Genomic DNA, 19,457 nt, shown 5'->3' with positions numbered 1-19,457 from the left:
ATGATTTGCGCAATAAAATTGCTGGGTTCGCGAATCCACCGAGGAAAACATGTCAAAATTCGAGCTCGACAAGACTGACCGCAAGATCCTCTCCGTGCTGCAGACCGATGGCCGCCTGTCGAACCAGGACGTGGCCGAGCGCGTCAACCTGTCCCCTTCCCCCTGCCTGCGCCGCATCAAGCGCCTGGAGGAAGCGGGCGTGATCCGCCAGTACGTGGCCCTGGTCGATCCGGACAAGATCGGGCTCGGGCTGCTGGCCTACGTGAACGTGCGCCTGGAAAAGCACAGCGAAGTGGCGGGCGGCGCGCGTGGCGCCCCGGGCCTGCCGGCGACCTCGCCGCGCAACGATTTCGCGATCTCGGTGGGGACCTGGCCGGAAGTGGTGGCCTGCTATGCGATGACGGGGGAAATGGATTTCCTGCTGCGCGTGCACGTGGAAGACATGGACCACTTCTCGCGCTTCATGATGGGCACGCTGCTCAAGCATCCGGCAGTGCTGGATGTGAAGTCGAGTTTTGCGCTGCAGCGGATCAAGGAGACGACGGCGCTGCCCGTAGCCGGGTAAACGTAGGGTGGACGGGTCTCCCGTCCGCGCGTTCAGCCAGCCCGGGAGCAATCGCGTCGCATCGGTTCACAGAAAATTTGAACGCGCGGACGGCAAAGCCGTCCACCCTACTTTTTCGGCGTCAGCCACTTTACCGCCGCCCGGGCATTCGCCTTGACGGTGTAATCGATCACCGCCCACTGCTCTTCCAGCGCCTCCGCCATCACGCTCGCCGGGCTCGGCGGCGGCAGCTGCAGGTAGGCGTCCGCCTCGCCGTACTCGCGCTTGATCTCCATGCCCGCCTTCTTGGCGATGTGCATCATGGTCTGGTTCGAGGTCAGGCACTGCATGTACAGGGTATCCACGTCGGCATTGCGGCAGTGGATGGCGGCGCGCTGGAACAGGCGCGAACCGACGCCCTGCCCGCGCGCCGACTTCGACACCGACACGCCGAACTCGGCCACCCGTTCCTTTTGCGTCGGCTTGCCCTCGCCGGCCTTGGCGAAGGCCAGGTGGCCCACGCCCACCAGCTGGAACACGCGGTTCACCACGCCGAACACGATGTCGTGCCGGAAATCGAGCTTCTCGACGTACTTGGCGATCGCATCGTCCGGGATGACGCTGCCGAAGCGCAGCAGGCGGTCATTGTCGTCCAGCGCCAGGAAATGGCGCAGGATGCGGCGGCGGTCGCGCTCGCCCAGTTCCTTGACGAGCACGGTCGGACGGCCGTCCTTGCGGCGGCCGCCGAGGCCCTTCAGCCAACGGAACAGGGAATTGTCCAGCATGTCCAGCATCCTTATTTTGTGCAGTGCAGCATACGCCGCGATTGTAGCGGATTCTGCTATTGCTTGCCGTCCTGTCCCGGAACGATCCACTGCGATGAAGGACTGACAACGAACACGCCCTTGCCAGCCTGCTTGGCCTCGTACATGGCCTTGTCGGCTTCGGCCAGCAGGGTCGCCGAACCGCGCGCCGCACCGGCATGGCCGCGGGCGCTCGAGATGCCGATGCTGGCCGAAATCCTGACCGGATTGCCGTCCGCCTCGGTCACCGACTTGATCTGGTCGAGCGCCAGCTGGGCCACGCGCAGCGCGCCTTCGCGTGAGGCGACCTCTTCCAGCATGATGACGAACTCGTCGCCGCCCAGGCGCGCCAGCGCGTCTTCGGCGCGCAGCTTTTCCTGGACCCGGCGCGCCACCATCTGCAGCACCAGGTCGCCGGTGGCGTGGCCGTAGGTATCGTTCACCGCCTTGAAGCCGTCCAGGTCGATGAACATGATGACTACCACCGAATCGCGCCGGGTGGCGCGGGCCAGGGCCCGTTCCAGCAGACGGGTCAGCTGGCGGTAGTTGATCAGGCCCGTCAGGCTGTCGTGCTGGGCCAGGCGCTCGAGCTGCTTCGACTGGGCTTCCAGCTCGGCGGTGCGCTCGGCGACGCGGTGCTCGAGGTTCTCGTTGACCGCCTGCAGGCGGTGGTTGACCTCGCCGATGATGCGATAGCTGCGCCGCAGCCGCATGCCGGCGTAGGCCAGCAGCAGCAGCAGGACGGCCGAATAGGCGAACAGGTAGCCGCGGTAGCGCTCGCGCACCGCCAGCTTGGCATCGAAAGTACGGTCGAACTCGCGGCCCAGGCGGTCGAGCGCGGCGCCCATGGCGACTGCGGCGATCTGGGCTTCCAGGCGGTTTTCCAGCGGGCGCTTTTCCAGGATCACGCGCGCGGCCTTGATGATGGCGTCCATCTTCTCGACCACGGCCGGCGAAAAGGCGATCTGCTGGGCCGCGATGTCGCCCAGGATCTCGTCGATGCGCACTGCCCGCGCCGGACTGGGCGCGACGTTGTAGCGCAGGATCTCGCTCAACAGGTCGTTCAGGGAGGCGTCCAGCCGGACCACCAGGCGCGCCGGCGCCAGCGCGCCTTCGATGCCGCCCAGCTCGGTCTTGAGGTCGGCCACGGCCGGCGGCAGGAAGCTCAAGGCCTCGCGCAGCGGCGGGTTGTGGCGCGCGAACTGGGCGGTGATCAGCTCCTTGCGCTGCAGGGCGTCGCGCAGTTGGGCATAGGCGGTGTTCACGGCCGGGCTGGCGGCTTCCGGCAGTGCCTCGCCGAGGCGCTGCTGCAGCTCGCGCATGCGCGGCAGCTGGGTGGTCAATTGCGCGGTGGCCGGCGCGCGGCCGATGTGGGCGCGCAGAATGTTGGCATCCCACTCGGCGTCGAGCTTTTCCAGCTCGCGCAGGTTGAGCATCACGTCGTTGCGGACCTCGGGATCGGTCGCTTCCGAGCGGATATATAGAAAGGCGAGCAGCAAGGCCAGCACCAGCACCGCCAGGCCGGCAAGTTGCAGGCGGCGACGCGGTTTCAAGCTCGCTACGCGCTGCGCCAGCACGGCAACCATCTTGTCCTCCGTTACATCATGTTGTTATCCGGAGAGCATAGCAAAAGCTTGCGGAACAGTCGTGCACCGTAGGTGTTTTACGGCTCCCTCAAGGCCGCCTTGACCGCCGAGACCCGCGCCGCGTGCACCGCCTCGGGAATCCGCTCGCGTTTGTCGGCGTAGCGCGCCGCGACCTCGCCGGCGTTTACGGCGCGCGCCGCCGCCAGGGCGCGCAGCAGGTAGGGCCGCTGCGGATAGTCCGCGAAGCGCAGCGGGTGCTCCTCATGGCCGCGCCCGCGCGCATCGCATTCCGAGGTCAGCAGCATCTGGGCGAAGCGCTCGGGCTTGCGGAAGGCGTCGCAGCGTTCGAACAGGGTGACGATGGTGTTGGCGCGCAGTTGCAGGGCGCGGCTGACGTTGCCGTGCTCGCGCGCCGTCATCAGGGCCAGGTCGCGGCATTCGTTGGGGACCTTGAGCCGCTTGCACACGGCCGTAACCAGTTTCATGCCCTCGAATTCGTGGCCGTGGTGGGCCGGCCAGGTCTCGCTCGGCGAGACGCCCTTGCCCAGGTCGTGCACCAGGGCGGCGAAGCGCACCTCGAGCGGAAGACCTTGCGCAGCCGCGTAGTCGATCACCAGCATGATGTGCACGCCGGTATCGACTTCCGGATGGTGCAGCGGCGGCTGCGGCACGCCCCACAGGACGTCGAGTTCGGGCAGGATGCGCGCCAATGCCCCGCAGTCGCGCAGCACCTCGAACATGCGCGAGGGACGTGCTTCCATCAGCCCGCGCGACAGCTCCTGCCAGACCCGCTCCGGCACCAGGGCGTCGACCTCCCCGGCTTCGACCATGCCGCGCATCAGGGCATTGGTACTGTCGTGGACGCGGAAATCCGGGAAGCGCGCGGCGAAGCGCGCCACGCGCAGGATGCGCACCGGGTCTTCGGCAAACGCGCCTGAAACGTGGCGGAAGATGCGGTTCTCCAGGTCCGCCCGGCCGTTGTACGGGTCGACGATGCTGCCGTCATCGGCGCGCGCCATGGCATTGATGGTGAGGTCGCGCCGCACCAGGTCGTCTTCCAGGGTGACGTCCGGCGAGGTGTGGAACACGAAGCCGTGGTAGCCCGGCGCGGTCTTGCGCTCGGTGCGCGCCAGCGCGTATTCCTCGTGCGTCTCGGGATGCAGGAAGACCGGGAAATCCTTGCCGACCGGGCGAAAGCCCAGCGCCAGCATGCTGTCCGGGGTGGCGCCGACCACCACGTGGTCGCGGTCGGTCACGGGGCGCCCCAGCAGCTCGTCGCGCACGGCGCCGCCGACCACATAGCTGCGCATGCTCATTCCTGCGGCAGGTCCAGGTCGTGCTGCGGAGTCGGGTCGACCTCGCGCATCGCTTCGTCGACCCAGCGCGCCACCGCCGGGTGGGCCAGCACCCGCTCGCAATAGGCCTGCAGCGCCGGCGCCAGCGCCACGCCATAGGTCTTGAAGCGGCACACCACCGGGGCGTAGAAGGCATCGGCGATGGAGAAGTCGCCGAACAGGAAGCCGTGGTGGCCGAAGCGCGACAGGCAGTCTTCCCAGATCTCGCAGATGCGGCCGATGTCGGCCTGAGCGCCCGGGGTGCGGCCGCGTCCCGGCAGGCGCGCCTGGATGTTCATCGACATGGCGCTGCGCAGCTCACTGAAACCCGAGTGCATCTCGGCCACGATCGAGCGCGCCAGCGCGCGCGCGGCGACGTCCTGCGGCCACATGTGCTTGTCCGGGAACTGCTCGGCCAGGTATTCGACGATGGCCAGGCTGTCCCAGATCGTCATCTCGCCGGCCAGCAGCACCGGCACCCGGCCCGCGTGCGAATAGCGCGCGATGTTGGTGGCGGTGTCGGGCTTGTCCAGCAGGACGCGGATCTCGGTGAACGGGATCCCGAACGCCCTTGCTGCCACCCAGGGCCGCATCGACCACGACGACACGTTCTTGTTGCCGATGACGAGGGTCAGGCCCGGCTGGCGGGCTGCCTCGAGGGTGGAAGACAGGGTCGGGTCGAGTTCGATGGTCTGCATGTTGTCCTGTGGTTGAGTCATGTAAGAAACGGCGAGGAATCAGCGGCCGGCGTGCTCGCGGTAGTGGTCCAGGCTGCTTTCCGGCGCCAGGTAGTGCGGTGCGGCGCCTTCGAGCGACGTCAGCTTGATTCCGAGCGTCTCCGCTGTCAAGGCTTGTGTTTGCGGATCGACCACATTATCCACCTTCATGGAATCGAGCTGGTCACGGCTGATCATCGGGTCGCCCGGCAGCAGCTCGAACAGCCTGGCTTCCAGGCGCGCGGCCCAGTCGGGCAGTTCCAGCACGTGGCGATCATGGCCGGCGTAGCGGCCGGCCAGGTGCACCAGTTCGGCCAGGGTATACACCTGGGGACCGCCCAGCTCGATGACGGCGCCGCGCGTATGCGGTTCGCGCAGCGCCACGGCGAAAGCGGCGGCCACGTCTTCCACGTACACCGGCTGCAGGCGCACCTGCGCGCAGGCCAGGGGCAGCACCGGCAGGCGGCGCTGCAGCCGGGCGAACACGGTGAGAAAGTGGTCGCCCGGTCCGAACACGATCGAGGGGCGGAAGATGGTGGTGGCCACGCCGGGCTCGCTGCGCGCGGCCAGTTCGCCGTCGCCCTTGGAGCGCTGGTACATTGACGCCCCCGTATGGCTGGCGCCGAGGGCGCTCATGTGCAGGTAGCGCGGCACGCCGAGTTCGGCGCAGGTCCTGGCGATGCGGCGCGGCAGCTCCACGTGCAGTTGCCGGAACACCGGACCGTAGGGATCGCCATGGCCGCCGTGCAGCCTGCCTACCAGGTTGATGACGGCGTCGCGTCCCGCCAGCAGGCGCCGCAAGCCGGCGTCGTCGTGGATGTCGGCCACCTCCAGGTCGAGGAAGGGCAAGGTGGTGAGATGCTTGGCGGTTTCGTAGTGGCGCGCGGCGACCAGCGTGCCGACGCCGTCCGCCGCCAGACGCGCCAGCAGGTGGCCGCCGATGAAACCCGTCCCGCCGATGACCACCACGTTCATGTCGCGCATGGCCGCCTCCTTGATTGGGCCCGGGGGCCCGCATGCATCAGGGGAGGATGGACGCCCGCTCGCGCGGCTGCACGGGACGCAGGCGCGTCCGGATCGACTGCGGCTTGTTCTCGAACATGGCGGCGTAATTGGTGGCGTTGGCCATCACGTTGCGCACGTAGCCGCGGGTTTCCGAGAACGGAATCGATTCGACGAAGATCGCGCCTTCCATCGGCTGCGTGAGCAGGCCGCGCCAGGCGCGCGCGCGCGAGGGCCCGGCATTGTAGGCGGCCGTGGCGAGGATTTCGTCGCCGTCGAAGTTCTCGAGCACCATGTTCATGTAGTTGGCGCCGAGCGTGATATTGGTCCGCAAGTCGTTGAGCATGCTGTGCACGAAGTTGTCCATCCCAATCTTGGCCGCCACCCACTTGCCGGTGGCCGGCATCACCTGCATCAGGCCGGAGGCGCCGACGCCGGAACGCGCATCGAGGATGAAGCGCGATTCCTGGCGGATCAGGCCGTAGACCCAGGCCTTGTCCAGGCCCAGGCCCTGCGCGGTCGGGTGCAGGACGTCGAAGTGCGGCGCCGGGAAACGCTGTGTGTAGTCGAGCTCGGTACGCGTGCGCAGCGAGGTCTCGACGGTACGGTCGAGCAGATCGTTGCGGCGAGCGATTTCGCCGGCGGCCAGCAACTGACGGTCAGACATGCCGCGCAGCGCCCAGTTCCATTCGCGGTTGCCGTCCGCACGCAGGCTCAGGGCGTAGAACTTGAGGGCGCGCTGCAGGCTCGGGTTGGCGTTGATCGAGGCGAGCTCTTCGTTGCTGATCGGCTGCGCGGGCGGCGGCGCCACCACCTGGCGGCCGAGGTCGTCCAGCGCGAGCTGGCCGTAGAAATGGTGCTGGCTGGCGATGCGCTCGAAGCCGGCATTCGCCTCCGCGCTGCGGCCCTCGTGCTTGTCGGCGCGCGCCAGCCAGTAGACCCAGGCGCTGTCGGCACGCAGGCTGGACGGCATCGCCTCGATGGTGGCGCGCACGGTCTTCCAGTCGCCGCGGCGCAGGGCAATGCGGGTCTTCCACTGCAATTGCTCGTTGGTGAGCTGGACGCCATTGGCGCGCTGCCAGTAGGTGGCGGCGTCCGGCGACAGGGCGATCGAGGCGGCATGGGCGATGCCGGCCCAGCCGGTCGCGCGTTCCTGCGCGCTCAGTTTCGGGCTGTTCTTCTCCAGCGCGACGGTGGCCAGCTTGAGGCTGGTGCGCGCCATGCGCGCGACCGCCACCAGGTAGACGGCGCGCTCGGCGCGGGTCTTGCCGATGCCGCGCGCCATCGCCACCGCCGGCGTGTCCACTGCCTGGGCCGCGCGGGTGTCGGAGGCGCCAAGCAATGCGGCCGCACGGCGGGCCGGGCCGGTGGCGTTGGCTTCTCCTGCCAGGCGCAGCTGCCACAGCAAGTCGTCTTCACCGAACTGGCGGCTTTGCGCCAGCTGCGCGACCAGGGCATTGCAGGCTTCGCCATAATTAGCCGGACTGAGCAGCACGCCACGCGCTTCCTGCGCCACCGCTTCGCCGCGGCTGGCGCGCGCCAGCAAGGCATAGCAGCGCAGTTGCAGGTTGCTGCCGGCCAGTTGGCCGACTTCGCGCTCGAAGCTGGCCCAATCGCGCCGACGCCCCAGTTCGAGCAGCCATTCGCTGCGCATCAGCTCGGCGGCTGCCGTGCCCTCGTGGCGGCGCAGCACCTCGCGGATTTCCTCGTGCGTGGCGTTGGCGCCGGCGCCGCTGATCCTGGGTTTCAGACGATAATAGTCGACGTAGGACGCCAGCGGATAGTTGGACGGCAGGCGCGACGCGAGGGCATTGGTGCGCGCGGCGTCATTCTGGCGCGCGGCCTCGCGCAGCAGCAGGAAGGTATCGTCGTCGGCACGCATGTCCTGTGCCGGCGCGGCGGCGGGTGCGCCTGGCACGGTCGGTGCGCCGGGCGGCACCGGCGGCACGGCCTGGGGCGCGGATTCTGCGTGGGCTGTACCGGAAGACAGCGTCCACAACGTCAACACAACAGCAAGGGCGACCGGCAGCGAGCCGGTTGTCAATCTCGATTGAAACATCCACAACTCTCAATATACGCTGCATTCAAACCATGACCGGCGAATCAAGAATACCATGTGCCCCCGGGCTACTACCAGAAGCAGGCGCAAGCGCCATGCTCGATAAGCCACAGTTGCGCCGGACGCTCAAGGAGCGGCGCCGCGCCATCGACCACGCCACCAGGCTCGCCTGGGACGACCGCATCGGGGCACGCGTGCTGGCCTGGTGGCAGGCAAACCCCGGCGCTTCATTGGGTGTGTACTGGCCGCTGGCGGGCGAACCCGACCTGCGTCCAGCCTACGCGGAATTGGCGGACGCAGGCGTACGGCTGGCCTTGCCCGTCGTGCTGGCGCGCGATACGGCGCTCGGATTTGCCGAATGGGTGCCGGGTGAGCCGACCGTGGCGGACAGCCTGGGCGTGGCGGTGCCGGCGGAACTGCGGATGGTGGAACGGCCGGATGCGCTGTTGGTGCCCTGCCTGGGTTTCGATGCGCGCGGCTACCGGCTGGGGTATGGGGGCGGGTTCTACGACAGGACGCTGGCGCCGGAACCGCGTCCGAGGACGCTGGGCATCGCGTATGCGTGCCAGCTGGCGCAGTTCGAGATCGGGGAGTATGACATCCCGCTCGATCAGATCGTCACGGAACTGGAATGATGACCGGTTTGGCGCACTCACCCGTAGGGTGGGCGGCTCCACCCAGTAGGCGTGATCAGTGAAGACGGGGCGCCGCCCACGCGTTCAACCAGCGAAAGAATGAACGCGCGGGCGGCAGCACCGAAGTTTGAACGCGCGGACGGCAAAGCCGTCCACCCTACGGCTTATTTCACGAGACGCTGCCAGATCGCCGTCGTCGGCACCGCCTGGTTCATGCTGTAGAAATGCAGCCCCGGCGCCCCGCCCGCCAGCAGCCGTTCGCACAGGCTGGTCACCACGTCCAGGCCGAAGGCCTTGATCGAGGCGGTATCGTCACCGAAACTGGCCAGCTTGTTGCGCACCCAGCGCGGGATCTCGGCGCCGCACATGTCCGAGAAGCGCATCAGCTGGGTGTAGTTGGTGATCGGCATCATGCCCGGCACCACCGGCACGTCCACGCCCAGCTTGCGGGCGTTGTCGATGAAATCGAAGTAGGCGTCCGCGTTGTAGAAATACTGGGTGATGGCGGAATTCGCCCCGGCCTGTACCTTGCGCGCGAAGGCCTGCAGGTCGTCCTGGGGCGAGCGGGCCTGCGGGTGCATTTCCGGATAGGCCGCCACTTCGATGTGGAACCAGTCGCCGGTTTCCTTGCGGATGAACTCGACCAGCTCGTTGGCATAGCGGAACTCGCCGCCGCCGCCGTAGCCGCTCGGCAGGTCGCCGCGCAAGGCCACCACGCGGCGGATGCCCTTGTCCTGGAACTGCTGCAGGATGGCGCGCAGCGATGCGCGGGTGCCGCCGACGCAGGACAGGTGCGGGGCCGCATCAAAGCCCGCGTTCTTGATCTCGAGCACGGTCTGCAAGGTGCCGTGCTGGGTGGTGCCGCCCGCACCGAAGGTCACCGAGAAATACTTGGGCTGCAACTCGGCCAGCTTCTGGCGCACGACGCGCAGTTTCTCTGCGCCTTCTTCGGTCTTCGGCGGGAAGAACTCGATACTGAAATTAGGAGTTTCCATCTTTGTCTTTGAGGAGCAAGCTAGAAAGCGCCCACGAAATGATGCTGTACAGGATGGCTGCCAGGAAGGCGGACCAGAAGCCGGCCACTTCGAACCCCTCGATCCAGTGCGACACCATCCAGAACAGGAAGGCGTTGATGACGAGGATGAACAGGCCCAGCGACACCACCGTCACCGGCAGGGTCAGGATCACCAGGATGGGACGGATCAGGGTATTGACCAGCCCGAGCACGAGCGCGGCGATCAGCGCGGTCGTGAAATTGGTGACGGCGACGGAGGACACCAGGTACGGCAGGGCCATCAGGGCCACGGCATTGATCAGCCAGGTAATGAGCAAGCGCATCGTATCGACTTTCGTGGTACGCGGTACTTTCACGCGTGAAAGTACCGGCTGTTGAAAAAACGGGCGCGGGGTTGAAACAACGCCGCGCCCGCATTCAGCTACCGAAGATCAGTAGCGGTAGTGGTCCGGCTTGTACGGACCTTCCTTCTGCACCGAGATGTAGGCGGCCTGCTCGTCGGTCAGCGTGGTCAGCTGGGCGTTGAGCTTCTTGAGCTGCAGGCGGGCAACCTTCTCGTCCAGGTGCTTCGGCAGGGTGTAGACGCCGACCGGGTACTTGGCGGTGTTGGCGAACAGTTCGATCTGGGCGATGGTCTGGTTCGCGAACGAGGAGCTCATCACGTAGGACGGGTGGCCGGTGCCGCAGCCCAGGTTCACCAGGCGGCCTTCGGCCAGCAGGATGATGCGCTTACCATCCGGGAAGATCACGTGGTCGACTTGCGGCTTGATGTTTTCCCACTCGTACTTCTTGAGCGCGGCGACTTCGATTTCGTTGTCGAAGTGGCCGATGTTGCAGACGATGGCCTGGTCCTTCATCTTGAGCATGTGCTGCTCGGTGATGACGTGGTAGTTGCCGGTGCAGGTGACGAAAATGTCGCCGTGCTCGGCGGCGTAGTCCATGGTCACGACGCGGTAGCCTTCCATCGCGGCCTGCAGGGCGCAGATCGGGTCGATCTCGGTGACCCACACTTGCGCCGACAGCGCGCGCATGGCCTGGGCCGACCCCTTGCCCACGTCGCCGTAGCCGGCGATGACGGCGATCTTGCCGGCAACCATGACGTCGGTCGCGCGCTTGATGCCGTCCACCAGCGATTCGCGGCAGCCGTACAGGTTGTCGAACTTCGACTTGGTGACCGAGTCGTTGACGTTGATCGCCGGGAAGGCCAGCTTGCCTTCCTGGTGCATCTGGTACAGGCGGTGCACGCCGGTGGTGGTTTCTTCGGTGACGCCCAGGATGCACGGCAGGCGCTTCGAGTACCAGGCCGGATCACGTGCCAGGCGGCCCTTGATCGAGTTGAACAGGCAGATTTCTTCTTCCGAACCCGGCTTGTCCAGCACCGAGATGTCCTTCTCGGCGCGCACGCCCAGGTGCAGCAGCAGGGTGGCATCGCCGCCGTCGTCCAGGATCATGTTGGCATGGTTGTCACCCGGCCATTCGAAGATGCGGTGGGTGTATTCCCAGTACTCGTCCAGGGTTTCGCCCTTGACGGCGAACACCGGGGTGCCGACCGACGCGATGGCGGCGGCGGCGTGGTCCTGGGTCGAGTAGATGTTGCACGATGCCCAGCGCACTTGCGCGCCGAGGGCTTCCAGGGTGCGGATCAGGACCGCGGTCTGGATGGTCATGTGCAGCGAACCGGCAATGCGCGCGCCCTTCAGCGGCTGGGCAGCGGCGTATTCCTCGCGGATCGCCATCAGGCCCGGCATTTCGGTTTCTGCAATGCGGATTTCCTTCTCGCCCCAGGCTGCCAGGGAGATGTCTGCGACGTGGAAATCGTTGAGGTCTTTGAGTACGGCGTTCATCACGCCCTCCTTTCAATGGTTGAAAAAAGTAACGTGAGCGCAGTGTTGATGATCCGAGCCTGGCAAAGAGGAATCTCTTCGTCGCAACGCTCCTCGGAACCGGTGAGTTTACCACAGTGGCGGCGCCATGGGGCCGCCACTGTGGTTCACCGTCCCCGCCCGCGGCCGTCAGGCGCTCGGGCGGGAGGCCGGCCTTAGGACAGGCCGGCTTCGGCGCGCAGCAGCGCCGCCTTGTCGGTGCGCTCCCAGCTGAACTCCGGCTCTTCGCGGCCGAAGTGGCCGTAGGCGGCGGTCTTGGCGTAGATCGGGCGCAGCAGGTCGAGCATCTGGACGATGCCTTTCGGGCGCAGGTCGAAGTGTTCCATCACCAGCTGGGCGATCTTTTCATCCGAGATGACGCCGGTGCCTTCGGTGTACACGGTGATGTTGATCGGACGGGCCACGCCGATCGCGTAGCTGACCTGCACCTGGCACTGGCGCGCCAGGCCGGCGGCCACGATGTTCTTGGCGACGTAGCGCGCGGCGTAGGCGGCCGAGCGGTCGACCTTGGACGGATCCTTGCCGGAGAACGCGCCGCCGCCGTGCGGGGCTGCGCCGCCGTAGGTGTCGACGATGATCTTGCGGCCGGTCAGGCCGCAGTCGCCCTGCGGGCCGCCGATGACGAAGCGGCCGGTCGGGTTGACCAGGAACTTGGTGCCTTGCAGCCATTCGCGCGGCAGGATCGGCTTGATGATCTCTTCGATCACCGCCTCTTCGATCTGCGAGTGGGTCACGTCCGGGTGGTGCTGGGTGGAGAGCACCACGGTATCGACGGCGACCGGGCGGCCGTCGACGTAGCGCAGGGTGACTTGCGACTTGGCGTCCGGACGCAGCCATGGCAGGCGGCCATCCTTGCGCAGCTGCGACTGGCGCTCGACCAGGCGGTGCGAGTAGTAGATGGCGGCCGGCATCAGCTCCGGGGTCTCGTCGCAGGCATAGCCGAACATCAGGCCCTGGTCGCCCGCGCCCTGGTCGAGATCGAGGCCGGCGCCTTCGTCCACGCCCTGGGCGATGTCCGGCGACTGCTTGTCGTAGCAGACCATCACGGCGCAGCCCTTGTAGTCGATGCCGAAATCGGTATTGTCGTAGCCGATGCGCTTGATGGTGTTGCGCGCCACCTGGATGTAGTCGACGTTGGCGTGGGTGGTGATTTCACCCGCCAGCACCACCAGGCCGGTGTTGCACAGGGTTTCGGCGGCGACGCGGGCGCGCGGATCCTGTTCCAGGATGGCGTCGAGGATGCTGTCGGAAATCTGGTCGGCGACCTTGTCGGGGTGGCCTTCGGAAACGGATTCGGACGTGAAGAGGTAGTCGTTGGACATGGTGGCTCCGGTTACTGCTGTGTTGTATACATGCCGCAGCAACGGGTGCCTGCGACGCTTTAGCGACATTTATATTCCGCTTCGCAAGTTGTCTATTAACTCGGCGGATCCTGCATAAAGTGGTATTTTACGCTTCCTTCGAGAATTTTGCTCTACCGAGCACTGCTCTTTCAACCCTGGTCAATTCGCATGTTAGTTTTTTTATTCCGTGCACTATCGGTATTTCCATTGCCGTTTCTGCATGCCCTCGGCGCGGCGCTCGGCTGGCTCGTCTATCTGCTCTCCGGTTCGTACCGCCGGCGCCTGCGCGCCAACCTGGTCCAGGCCGGCTATGAACAACACCTGAACGCCGCCGTCGCCGAAGCGGGCAAGGCCATCATCGAACTGGCTTTCGTCTGGTGCGCCGACCCGCAACGCGTGGCGCGCCATGCCAGCGTCGAGAACTGGGACCTGGTGCAGCAGCGCCTCGATGCCGGCAAGGGCATCGTGTTCCTGACGCCGCACCTGGGCTGCTTCGAGATGACGGCCCAGCAGATCGCGCTGCAGACCGCCCTCACCGTCATGTACCGTCCGCCGCGCAAGAGCGCGCTGAAACCACTGGTGGAAGGGGCGCGCGCCCGCCACAACCTCAAGCTGGCGCCGGCGACCCTGTCCGGCGTGCGCATCCTGGCCAAGACCTTGAAATCCGGCGAGCCGATCGGCCTGCTGCCCGACCAGGTGCCGCAGGAAGGCGAAGGCGTGTGGGCGCCCTGGTTCGGCCGCACCGCCTACACCATGACCCTGCCCGCCAAGTTAGCGCAGCTGGGCAAGGCCGACATCCTGCTGGTGTATGCCGAACGCCTGCCGCACGGCCGCGGCTACGTGGTGCGCTTCGTGCCCTTCGAGGGCAGCCTGGAAGGCACGGCCGCCGAGCAGGCGGCATCGATCAACCGCGCCATGGAGCAGCTGATCGCCCGCTGCCCGGCACAGTATTTCTGGAGCTACAACCGCTACAAGCAGCCCGAGGGCGTGGCTGGTCCGGAAAGCGAGGCCGCGCCATGAGGCTCCTGCTCGGCACGCTGTGGCTGCTGCACTTCCTGCCGCTGCCCATCCTGGGGCGTCTCGGCGAAGCCGTCGGCAGCCTGATGTTCCTGATCATGGGCAAGCGCCGCCGCATCACGCTGACCAATCTGCGCCTGTGCATGCCCGAGAAGTCGGAGGGCGAACGCCACGCGATCGCGAAACAGCATTTCCGCGCCTACGCGCGCAGTATTTTTGAACGCTCGATCCTGTGGTGGGCGCCGGAAGCGCGCGTGCGCAGCTACATCCACGTCGAGCCGGGCGTGCCGAAGGCCGAGATGGAAGCCGGCCCGACCATCCTGCTGTGCCCGCATTTCGTCTGCCTCGATGTGGCCGGCGTGGCCGCACGCGTGATCCCGGTGTGCAGCATGTACGTGCCGCAAAAGAACGAAGCCTTCGACAAACTGCTGCGCCACGGCCGCGAACGCTACGGCCCGGTGCGCCTGGTGACGCGCAAGGAAGGGATCAAGCCGATCCTGCGCGCGCTGCGCGACGGCCTGCCCTACTTCATGCTGCCGGACATGGACTTTGGCGAGAAGGATGCCGAGTTCGTGCCCTTCTTCGGCATCCCGGCCGCCACCCTGACCGCGCTGGGCCGCATCGCGGCCACTACCGGCGCCAAGGTGATCCCAGTGGTCGCCACCTACCTGCCGAACTACCAGGGCTGGCGTGTGCGTTTCTACCCGGCGTGGGAAAATTACCCGGGCGACGACATGGTCGAGGCGACCCGCCGCATGAACGCCTTCATCGAGGAGCGCGTGCGCGAGGCGCCGGCCGAATACTTCTGGACCCATAAGCGCTTCAAGACGCGCCCGCCCGGCGAGCCGTCGTTCTACGACTAATTAAGCTGGGCTAATCCATTCGGGATTTGGTTAAGCAAAACTGAAACAGACATGAAACTGAAATTCACCAAGATGCACGGCGCGGGCAACGATTTCATCGTCGTCGACGCTATCCACCAGGATGTCAACCTGAGCACCGAACAATGGCGCCGCCTGGCCGACCGCCGCTTCGGCATCGGGGCCGACCAGATCCTGGTGGTGGAGCGCCCGGTGAGCGCGGGCGTCGATTTCCGCTACCGCATCTTCAACAGCGATGGCGGCGAGGTTGAACAGTGCGGCAACGGCGCGCGCGCCTTCGCCCGCTTCGTCAGCGACAAGGCGCTGTCAAGCGAGAAGAGCATCCGTGTGGAGACCATGAAGGGCATCATCGCCCCGCGCCTGGAAGAAGACGGCAGCGTGACGGTGGACATGGGCGCGCCCCAGCTGGATCCGGCCGAGGTGCCCTTCGATGCGGCGGGCCTGGACGGCCGCGCCGAGGGCGAAGACATCACCTGGCCGCTGGCGGTGGACGGCGAGACCGTGTTCGTGTCGGTGGTCTCGATGGGCAATCCGCATGCGGTGCAGGTGGTCGAGAACGTCGACAGCGCGCCGGTGGACACCATGGGTCCGGCGATCGAAACCCATGCGCGCTTCCCCAGGAAGGTGAATGCCGGCTTCATGCAGGTGGTGGACCGCCGCCACGTCAGGCTGCGCGTGTTCGAACGCGGCGCCGGCGAGACCCTGGCCTGCGGCACCGGGGCCTGCGCGGCCGTGGTGGCCGGTATCCGCCGCGGCCTGCTCGATTCGCCGGTGCGCGTGTCGGCGCGCGGCGGCGAGCTCAGCATCGCATGGGCGGGGGTGGGGCAGCCGGTGTATCTGAGCGGTCCGGCAGTGACCGTGTTCGAGGGTGAAGTCGACGTCTGATGCCGGAAACTGCGCATCGCAGACCGGGCGCCAGCCGGGTCGTGACATTGAGCGCAATTTGACGGGACGCAGCGTGATAATGTCTAGCAACATCAACGACTTCAAGAAGGACACGCTGGATGCATCGCCTTGCTCCTGTCGCCGCAATCGCTCTTTTCAGCGCTGCACCTGCCGCCAGCGCCTTCTCTTTCGGCGAAAGCCGCCTCATCGGTGCTTGGCATGAAGCAAAGACGGGGGCGATGATGGTCTATCGTGCGGACCATCAATACGAATTGTACCCGCCATGTGGCCCGAAGCAGGACGATCTACGCAGGATGGGCCTGGTGTTTATCCCGGGGACCTGGCGACTGAACGATGCGGGTGACTTGATCGTGACGATCAGTGCCAATAACCGCAGCTTCGTCACCGAAGGAAAACTGCAGTGGACCGAGGGCCAGATGCGCTGGGTCGGCAAGGACGGGCGCGTTTTGCAAAAAGCCGACAAATACAAAGGCGCCTTGCCGCCGGTATGCTGACGGACGCGCCCCCGGTTCGCTTCTAGGCCGCCAGGCCGATCTCCGTGCTTCCATCCCCCTCGTCCTCGCCTTTCGCGACCATGCCGACCAGGGTCCGCAGCCGGTACAGCCGCTGCCGGTAATTCCCCTCCGGCCCCGACGGGCCGCAATCGATGCCTTCGAACAGGCGCGCGACGCGGTCGAGCGCATGGCGCTCCTGCGCCGTCTCGACCAGCACCAGGCGGCGCTTGCTGCGCCCATAGCTGGCGCGGATGTCGATCACCAGGCAGTGGCCCTGGTCGGCGGCGGGCACATCCAACAGCAGCGCTTCCGCCCGCGAGAGGCCAAACAGCGCCGCCAGTTCCAGCCGCGCGTGCAGCAGCGGATGCGCCAGCAGCGCGTCCTCATGCCCGGCCAGCAGCTTGCCGGTCTCGACATAGGCGGGCGTGTCCAGGCGCGGTGCGATCTTGCGCAGCAGCGCCAGCGCCGCGGCGCAGCCCTGGGCGGCCGCCTTCTGCAGCCAGTAGGCGGCGCGGACGTCATTGTTTTCGTTCTCGCGGCGCGCCCGCCAGGCGTTGTGCCCGCATTCGAGCTGGGCGTCGCGGTAGCCCATCTCGGCCGCGCGCTCGAGGTAGCGCTGGGCATCGGCGACATTGCGTTGCGAGAACTCGGGTTTGATATAGATGCGCGACAGGGCATACCAGGCCTGGGCCAGGCCCTGCTCGCCCGCCAGGCTCAGCCAGCGGATCGCCTTCTTGAAATTGGCAGCCCCGCCGCTGGCGGCGATGCGGCGGCCGTCGACACCCATGCGCGCGCAGCGCAAACCCATCGCCAGCTGGGCGTGGCGGTCGTGCTCGGCCGCGGCGAGCTCCCAGAAGCACAGCGGTTCGCCCGGTTCAGGCCTGAACGCGTGCAGGACCGCTGCGGGCGCGCCCTGCCCGCCTTCGCCGAACGCGCCGTCGTCGAGCAGGCGCGCGACGCGCGACAGCAAGGCGATATCGGCCGGCGCCGGCCGCTGTACGCCGTCCTGGGTGGCGGCCGTGCGCACGAGCGAGCGTGCCAGCGGCAATGCGCATGCCAGATAGTCGTCCCAGCGCCCGGCGTTCCAGGCCTGCTCGAGCACGACGGACTGGGCCGCGGCGACGCCGCTGTCGGCCGCGCGCCGCAGCCAGCCCTGGGCCGATAGCGGCGCACTGCCGGCACCGGCAGCGGCGCCGGGCAGCCGTGCCGGTGCGGCATCGCGCCGGCGCGCCAGCAGCCATTGGGCATCGGGAAAGCCGGCGCGGGCGGCATCGTCGAGTGCACGCAAGGCCTTGGCGAAGCCGGGTGTGTCGGGACCGGCGCCGCCGCCGCTGCCGTCGCCCAGCACCAGCTGCGCGAACACGAGCCCCGCATGCACGCTGCCGTCGTCGTAGGCGCGCTCGTACCAGGGCGCGAGGGCCTGGGCGCTAGGCTGGGCCAGCGCGAGTGGAATATGGTTGCCGATCAGTTGCCAGGCCTGCTGGCATTCCTGCCGCGCGGCGCGCTCGAGCCAGTGCAGCGCGGTCGGCAGGCTCTGCGGCAGGCCGGCACTGCCGAACAGGTAGAGCTTGCCGAGCTCGAGCTGGGCAGCGGCCTGCCCGGCACGTGCATTGCGGATGATCGCCAGTTCTTCGCGGTTCGCCATTGTTGCTTGTCTTGGTAGGGAATCGGCCAGCGCGCCCGGACGGACTGGAAGCGGAATCGCGCTCGAACGGTGACAAGAGAAAGCTTGCCAATATACAAGGGTTCCCGACCTGTCGTCGCCGCACACTTCGGTTTGACGCAGAGTCTACGGCTTCATTGCGTCCACTCCGCTCGAATCCCCTGCTTCCTTGAGGCGGCGCAAACCGTCCAGCAGATGAGTTCGATGCTTTCCTTGAAGCAATTTGTTACATCTTCGTGATGCGCGTTTCAAAAATACAACAGCACGATTCGATTTATTGGCTTTCGACCAACCCCGCCCTTCATAATTGACAAAACCGACAATCTTGACGACTCAAGCATTTAAGGTGCAGCTATCCGGGCATGCAGTTTTTCACGCTTCGATGCCGGGATAGCTGAGATTCACTTAAGAAAAAGGAAACACAATGAAACACTCCCTCTTGGCCATCGCACTGCTTGGCGCATTCGCTGCCGGCACCGTGCACGCACAAACCTCGGTCCAGATCTACGGCACCATCGACGCCGGCGTCATCAAGCGCAGCGGCGAGAGCCTGAACATCGGCAAGCGCGCCTCGAACACCCTCGGTTTCAAGGGCACTGAAGAACTGGGTAACGGCCTCAAGGCACTGTTCCAACTGGAAATGCGTTACGAGCCGGACACCGGCACCAATGAAATCGGCAGCAACGGCACCCAGCGTCCGCTGTTCCAGGGCCAGAGCCGCGTCGGCCTGCAGGGCGACTTCGGCATGGTCCGCATCGGCCGCGGCCTGACCCCGTTCCACGAAACCGTGGGCGCCTTCGAACCCTTCCACGCTTCGCCGAGCCCGGCAGGCTTCTGGACCGACCTGGCCGTCGCCGGCTACAGCTCGCAGCCGCTGGACGTGCAGGGCTATTCGAGCAACCGCTTCTCGAACGCGGTCTGGTACAACTCGCCGGTCACCAGCGGCTTCCAGCTGAACGCCGCCATCGCCACCAAGGAAGGCGGCGGCGGCCCGGCCGTCATCGGCCGCGGCACCCCGGCAGCCCCGCAGTACCCGGTGGGCGCCGAAGCCTCGGCCAACCCGTTCTCGATCACCGGCACCTACAACAACGGTCCGGCAGCCTTCATGGCCGGCTACGAGCGCAACGCCATCGAATCGAAGGTCTGGTCGATCGGCGCCTCGTTCGCCGCCACCCCGGAACTGAAGCTGATGGGCCTGTACTCGAAGCAGGACCAGGAGCACAACCGCTTCGCCAACGCCAACACCAAGGCATGGGTGCTGGGCGCGAACTACACCATGGGTCCGGGCAAGTTCCTGGCCGGCTATGGTCAGAAGGACGTCGACGGTCTGCAGAAGGTCAAGCAGCTGTCGCTCGGCTATGAATACAGTCTGTCGAAGCGCACCTACCTGTACGTCGATGCGTCGCGCAAGAAGGGCATCAATGCCCTGCAATCGACCGTCAACCACTACGACGTCGGTGTGAACCACTCGTTCTAAGCCGTATCCGAAGGACAGGCCTGCCGGTCTGTCCTTCCAAGAGGCGGACATGGGCAACCATGCCCGCCCTTTTTTTGCCCTGTTTTTGTAGTTTTTAAG

Annotated in this window: 18 protein-coding genes and 1 riboswitch; of the genes, 7 read left to right on the top strand and 11 right to left on the bottom strand. The window is 66.4% G+C overall.

Annotated features, from left to right (window positions below; all coding sequences use genetic code 11):
- The first annotated feature begins 49 nt into the window (after positions 1–49).
- Complete coding sequence (locus MasN3_RS02600; RefSeq protein ID WP_281912044.1) at positions 50–565, top strand: Lrp/AsnC family transcriptional regulator; 516 nt, start codon at positions 50–52, stop codon at positions 563–565.
- Positions 566–672: 107 nt separating this feature from the next.
- On the opposite strand, the gene MasN3_RS02595 is transcribed toward MasN3_RS02600, so the two are convergent.
- From MasN3_RS02595 to MasN3_RS02570, 6 genes are all read right to left on the bottom strand, one after another.
- Positions 673–1,329 carry a GNAT family N-acetyltransferase gene (locus tag MasN3_RS02595; protein ID WP_281912041.1) on the bottom strand — a complete coding sequence of 219 codons (657 nt, stop codon included), beginning with the start codon at positions 1,327–1,329 and terminating at the stop codon, positions 673–675.
- 56 nt (positions 1,330–1,385) lie between these two features.
- Positions 1,386–2,933 carry a diguanylate cyclase gene (locus MasN3_RS02590; RefSeq protein ID WP_281912039.1) on the bottom strand — a complete coding sequence of 516 codons (1,548 nt, stop codon included), beginning with the start codon at positions 2,931–2,933 and terminating at the stop codon, positions 1,386–1,388.
- A gap of 77 nt (positions 2,934–3,010) precedes the next feature.
- Entirely contained in the window at positions 3,011–4,243 is a 1,233-nt protein-coding gene (locus MasN3_RS02585; protein WP_281912037.1) for a multifunctional CCA addition/repair protein, read from the bottom strand.
- A 2-nt stretch (positions 4,244–4,245) separates the two neighbouring features.
- Positions 4,246–4,965: a glutathione S-transferase family protein gene (locus MasN3_RS02580; RefSeq protein ID WP_281912035.1), complete on the bottom strand. Its 720-nt coding sequence runs from the start codon at positions 4,963–4,965 to the stop codon at positions 4,246–4,248.
- A 39-nt stretch (positions 4,966–5,004) separates the two neighbouring features.
- The gene (locus MasN3_RS02575) at positions 5,005–5,967 is read right to left on the bottom strand and encodes a complex I NDUFA9 subunit family protein (RefSeq protein WP_281912032.1); all 963 of its coding nucleotides are present in this window, start codon (positions 5,965–5,967) and stop codon (positions 5,005–5,007) included.
- A 37-nt stretch (positions 5,968–6,004) separates the two neighbouring features.
- The gene (locus tag MasN3_RS02570) at positions 6,005–7,903 is read right to left on the bottom strand and encodes a lytic transglycosylase domain-containing protein (protein ID WP_281912030.1); all 1,899 of its coding nucleotides are present in this window, start codon (positions 7,901–7,903) and stop codon (positions 6,005–6,007) included.
- 236 nt (positions 7,904–8,139) lie between these two features.
- Here MasN3_RS02570 and MasN3_RS02565 point away from each other — a divergent pair, with 236 nt between their 5' ends.
- Positions 8,140–8,679 carry a 5-formyltetrahydrofolate cyclo-ligase gene (locus MasN3_RS02565; RefSeq protein WP_281912027.1) on the top strand — a complete coding sequence of 180 codons (540 nt, stop codon included), beginning with the start codon at positions 8,140–8,142 and terminating at the stop codon, positions 8,677–8,679.
- 164 nt (positions 8,680–8,843) lie between these two features.
- Here the strand turns inward: MasN3_RS02565 and metF are convergent, their stop codons facing one another.
- The 4 genes from metF to metK form a co-directional block, all read right to left on the bottom strand.
- Positions 8,844–9,674 carry a methylenetetrahydrofolate reductase [NAD(P)H] gene (gene metF / locus MasN3_RS02560; protein WP_281912025.1) on the bottom strand — a complete coding sequence of 277 codons (831 nt, stop codon included), beginning with the start codon at positions 9,672–9,674 and terminating at the stop codon, positions 8,844–8,846.
- The gene (locus MasN3_RS02555) at positions 9,661–10,017 is read right to left on the bottom strand and encodes a phage holin family protein (protein WP_281912024.1); all 357 of its coding nucleotides are present in this window, start codon (positions 10,015–10,017) and stop codon (positions 9,661–9,663) included. Before MasN3_RS02555 ends, metF begins: the two co-directional genes overlap by 14 nt.
- 108 nt (positions 10,018–10,125) lie before the next feature.
- Positions 10,126–11,538: an adenosylhomocysteinase gene (gene ahcY / locus MasN3_RS02550; RefSeq protein WP_281912022.1), complete on the bottom strand. Its 1,413-nt coding sequence runs from the start codon at positions 11,536–11,538 to the stop codon at positions 10,126–10,128.
- Between the two features lie 28 nt (positions 11,539–11,566).
- Positions 11,567–11,639, bottom strand: a riboswitch (S-adenosyl-L-homocysteine riboswitch).
- A 93-nt stretch (positions 11,640–11,732) separates the two neighbouring features.
- The gene (metK, locus tag MasN3_RS02545; RefSeq protein WP_281912021.1) at positions 11,733–12,899 is read right to left on the bottom strand and encodes a methionine adenosyltransferase; all 1,167 of its coding nucleotides are present in this window, start codon (positions 12,897–12,899) and stop codon (positions 11,733–11,735) included.
- A gap of 183 nt (positions 12,900–13,082) precedes the next feature.
- Between metK and MasN3_RS02540 the strand changes: the two genes are divergently transcribed.
- From MasN3_RS02540 to MasN3_RS02525, 4 genes are all read left to right on the top strand, one after another.
- The gene (locus tag MasN3_RS02540) at positions 13,083–13,940 is read left to right on the top strand and encodes a lysophospholipid acyltransferase family protein (protein WP_370662381.1); all 858 of its coding nucleotides are present in this window, start codon (positions 13,083–13,085) and stop codon (positions 13,938–13,940) included.
- Positions 13,937–14,800 carry an LpxL/LpxP family acyltransferase gene (locus tag MasN3_RS02535; RefSeq protein ID WP_281912017.1) on the top strand — a complete coding sequence of 288 codons (864 nt, stop codon included), beginning with the start codon at positions 13,937–13,939 and terminating at the stop codon, positions 14,798–14,800. The genes MasN3_RS02540 and MasN3_RS02535 overlap by 4 nt, the downstream gene beginning before the upstream one ends.
- A gap of 51 nt (positions 14,801–14,851) precedes the next feature.
- On the top strand, positions 14,852–15,703 hold the full coding sequence (dapF, locus tag MasN3_RS02530; RefSeq protein WP_281912016.1) for a diaminopimelate epimerase: 852 nt from the start codon (positions 14,852–14,854) through the stop codon (positions 15,701–15,703).
- Positions 15,704–15,822: 119 nt separating this feature from the next.
- Entirely contained in the window at positions 15,823–16,218 is a 396-nt protein-coding gene (locus MasN3_RS02525; RefSeq protein ID WP_281912015.1) for a hypothetical protein, read from the top strand.
- Between the two features lie 22 nt (positions 16,219–16,240).
- On the opposite strand, the gene MasN3_RS02520 is transcribed toward MasN3_RS02525, so the two are convergent.
- Positions 16,241–17,863, bottom strand: coding sequence for a tetratricopeptide repeat protein (locus MasN3_RS02520; RefSeq protein WP_281912012.1), 1,623 nt, complete (start codon positions 17,861–17,863; stop codon positions 16,241–16,243).
- Between the two features lie 442 nt (positions 17,864–18,305).
- Between MasN3_RS02520 and MasN3_RS02515 the strand changes: the two genes are divergently transcribed.
- A complete protein-coding gene (locus MasN3_RS02515; protein ID WP_281912009.1) occupies positions 18,306–19,358 on the top strand; it encodes a porin in 1,053 nt (350 codons plus the stop codon).
- Positions 19,359–19,457 lie beyond the last annotated feature (99 nt).

The organism is Massilia varians, assembly GCF_027923905.1.
GTDB classification, from domain to species: Bacteria; Pseudomonadota; Gammaproteobacteria; order Burkholderiales; family Burkholderiaceae_D; genus Telluria; species Telluria varians_B.
Note: the sequence above shows the minus strand (reverse complement) of the source record. Positions and strands in the feature narration are given on the sequence as shown.

Coding starts and splice junctions, on each gene's coding strand:
- MasN3_RS02600 (WP_281912044.1), top strand. CDS start 50: ATGTCAAAATTCGAGCTCGACAAGACTGACCGCAAGATCCTCTCCGTG.
- ahcY (WP_281912022.1), bottom strand. CDS start 11,538: ATGAACGCCGTACTCAAAGACCTCAACGATTTCCACGTCGCAGACATC.
- MasN3_RS02585 (WP_281912037.1), bottom strand. CDS start 4,243: ATGCGCAGCTATGTGGTCGGCGGCGCCGTGCGCGACGAGCTGCTGGGG.
- MasN3_RS02590 (WP_281912039.1), bottom strand. CDS start 2,933: ATGGTTGCCGTGCTGGCGCAGCGCGTAGCGAGCTTGAAACCGCGTCGC.
- MasN3_RS02565 (WP_281912027.1), top strand. CDS start 8,140: ATGCTCGATAAGCCACAGTTGCGCCGGACGCTCAAGGAGCGGCGCCGC.
- MasN3_RS02595 (WP_281912041.1), bottom strand. CDS start 1,329: ATGCTGGACAATTCCCTGTTCCGTTGGCTGAAGGGCCTCGGCGGCCGC.
- MasN3_RS02515 (WP_281912009.1), top strand. CDS start 18,306: ATGAAACACTCCCTCTTGGCCATCGCACTGCTTGGCGCATTCGCTGCC.
- MasN3_RS02575 (WP_281912032.1), bottom strand. CDS start 5,967: ATGCGCGACATGAACGTGGTGGTCATCGGCGGGACGGGTTTCATCGGC.
- MasN3_RS02580 (WP_281912035.1), bottom strand. CDS start 4,965: ATGCAGACCATCGAACTCGACCCGACCCTGTCTTCCACCCTCGAGGCA.
- MasN3_RS02520 (WP_281912012.1), bottom strand. CDS start 17,863: ATGGCGAACCGCGAAGAACTGGCGATCATCCGCAATGCACGTGCCGGG.
- dapF (WP_281912016.1), top strand. CDS start 14,852: ATGAAACTGAAATTCACCAAGATGCACGGCGCGGGCAACGATTTCATC.
- metF (WP_281912025.1), bottom strand. CDS start 9,674: ATGGAAACTCCTAATTTCAGTATCGAGTTCTTCCCGCCGAAGACCGAA.
- MasN3_RS02525 (WP_281912015.1), top strand. CDS start 15,823: ATGCATCGCCTTGCTCCTGTCGCCGCAATCGCTCTTTTCAGCGCTGCA.
- MasN3_RS02535 (WP_281912017.1), top strand. CDS start 13,937: ATGAGGCTCCTGCTCGGCACGCTGTGGCTGCTGCACTTCCTGCCGCTG.
- metK (WP_281912021.1), bottom strand. CDS start 12,899: ATGTCCAACGACTACCTCTTCACGTCCGAATCCGTTTCCGAAGGCCAC.
- MasN3_RS02555 (WP_281912024.1), bottom strand. CDS start 10,017: ATGCGCTTGCTCATTACCTGGCTGATCAATGCCGTGGCCCTGATGGCC.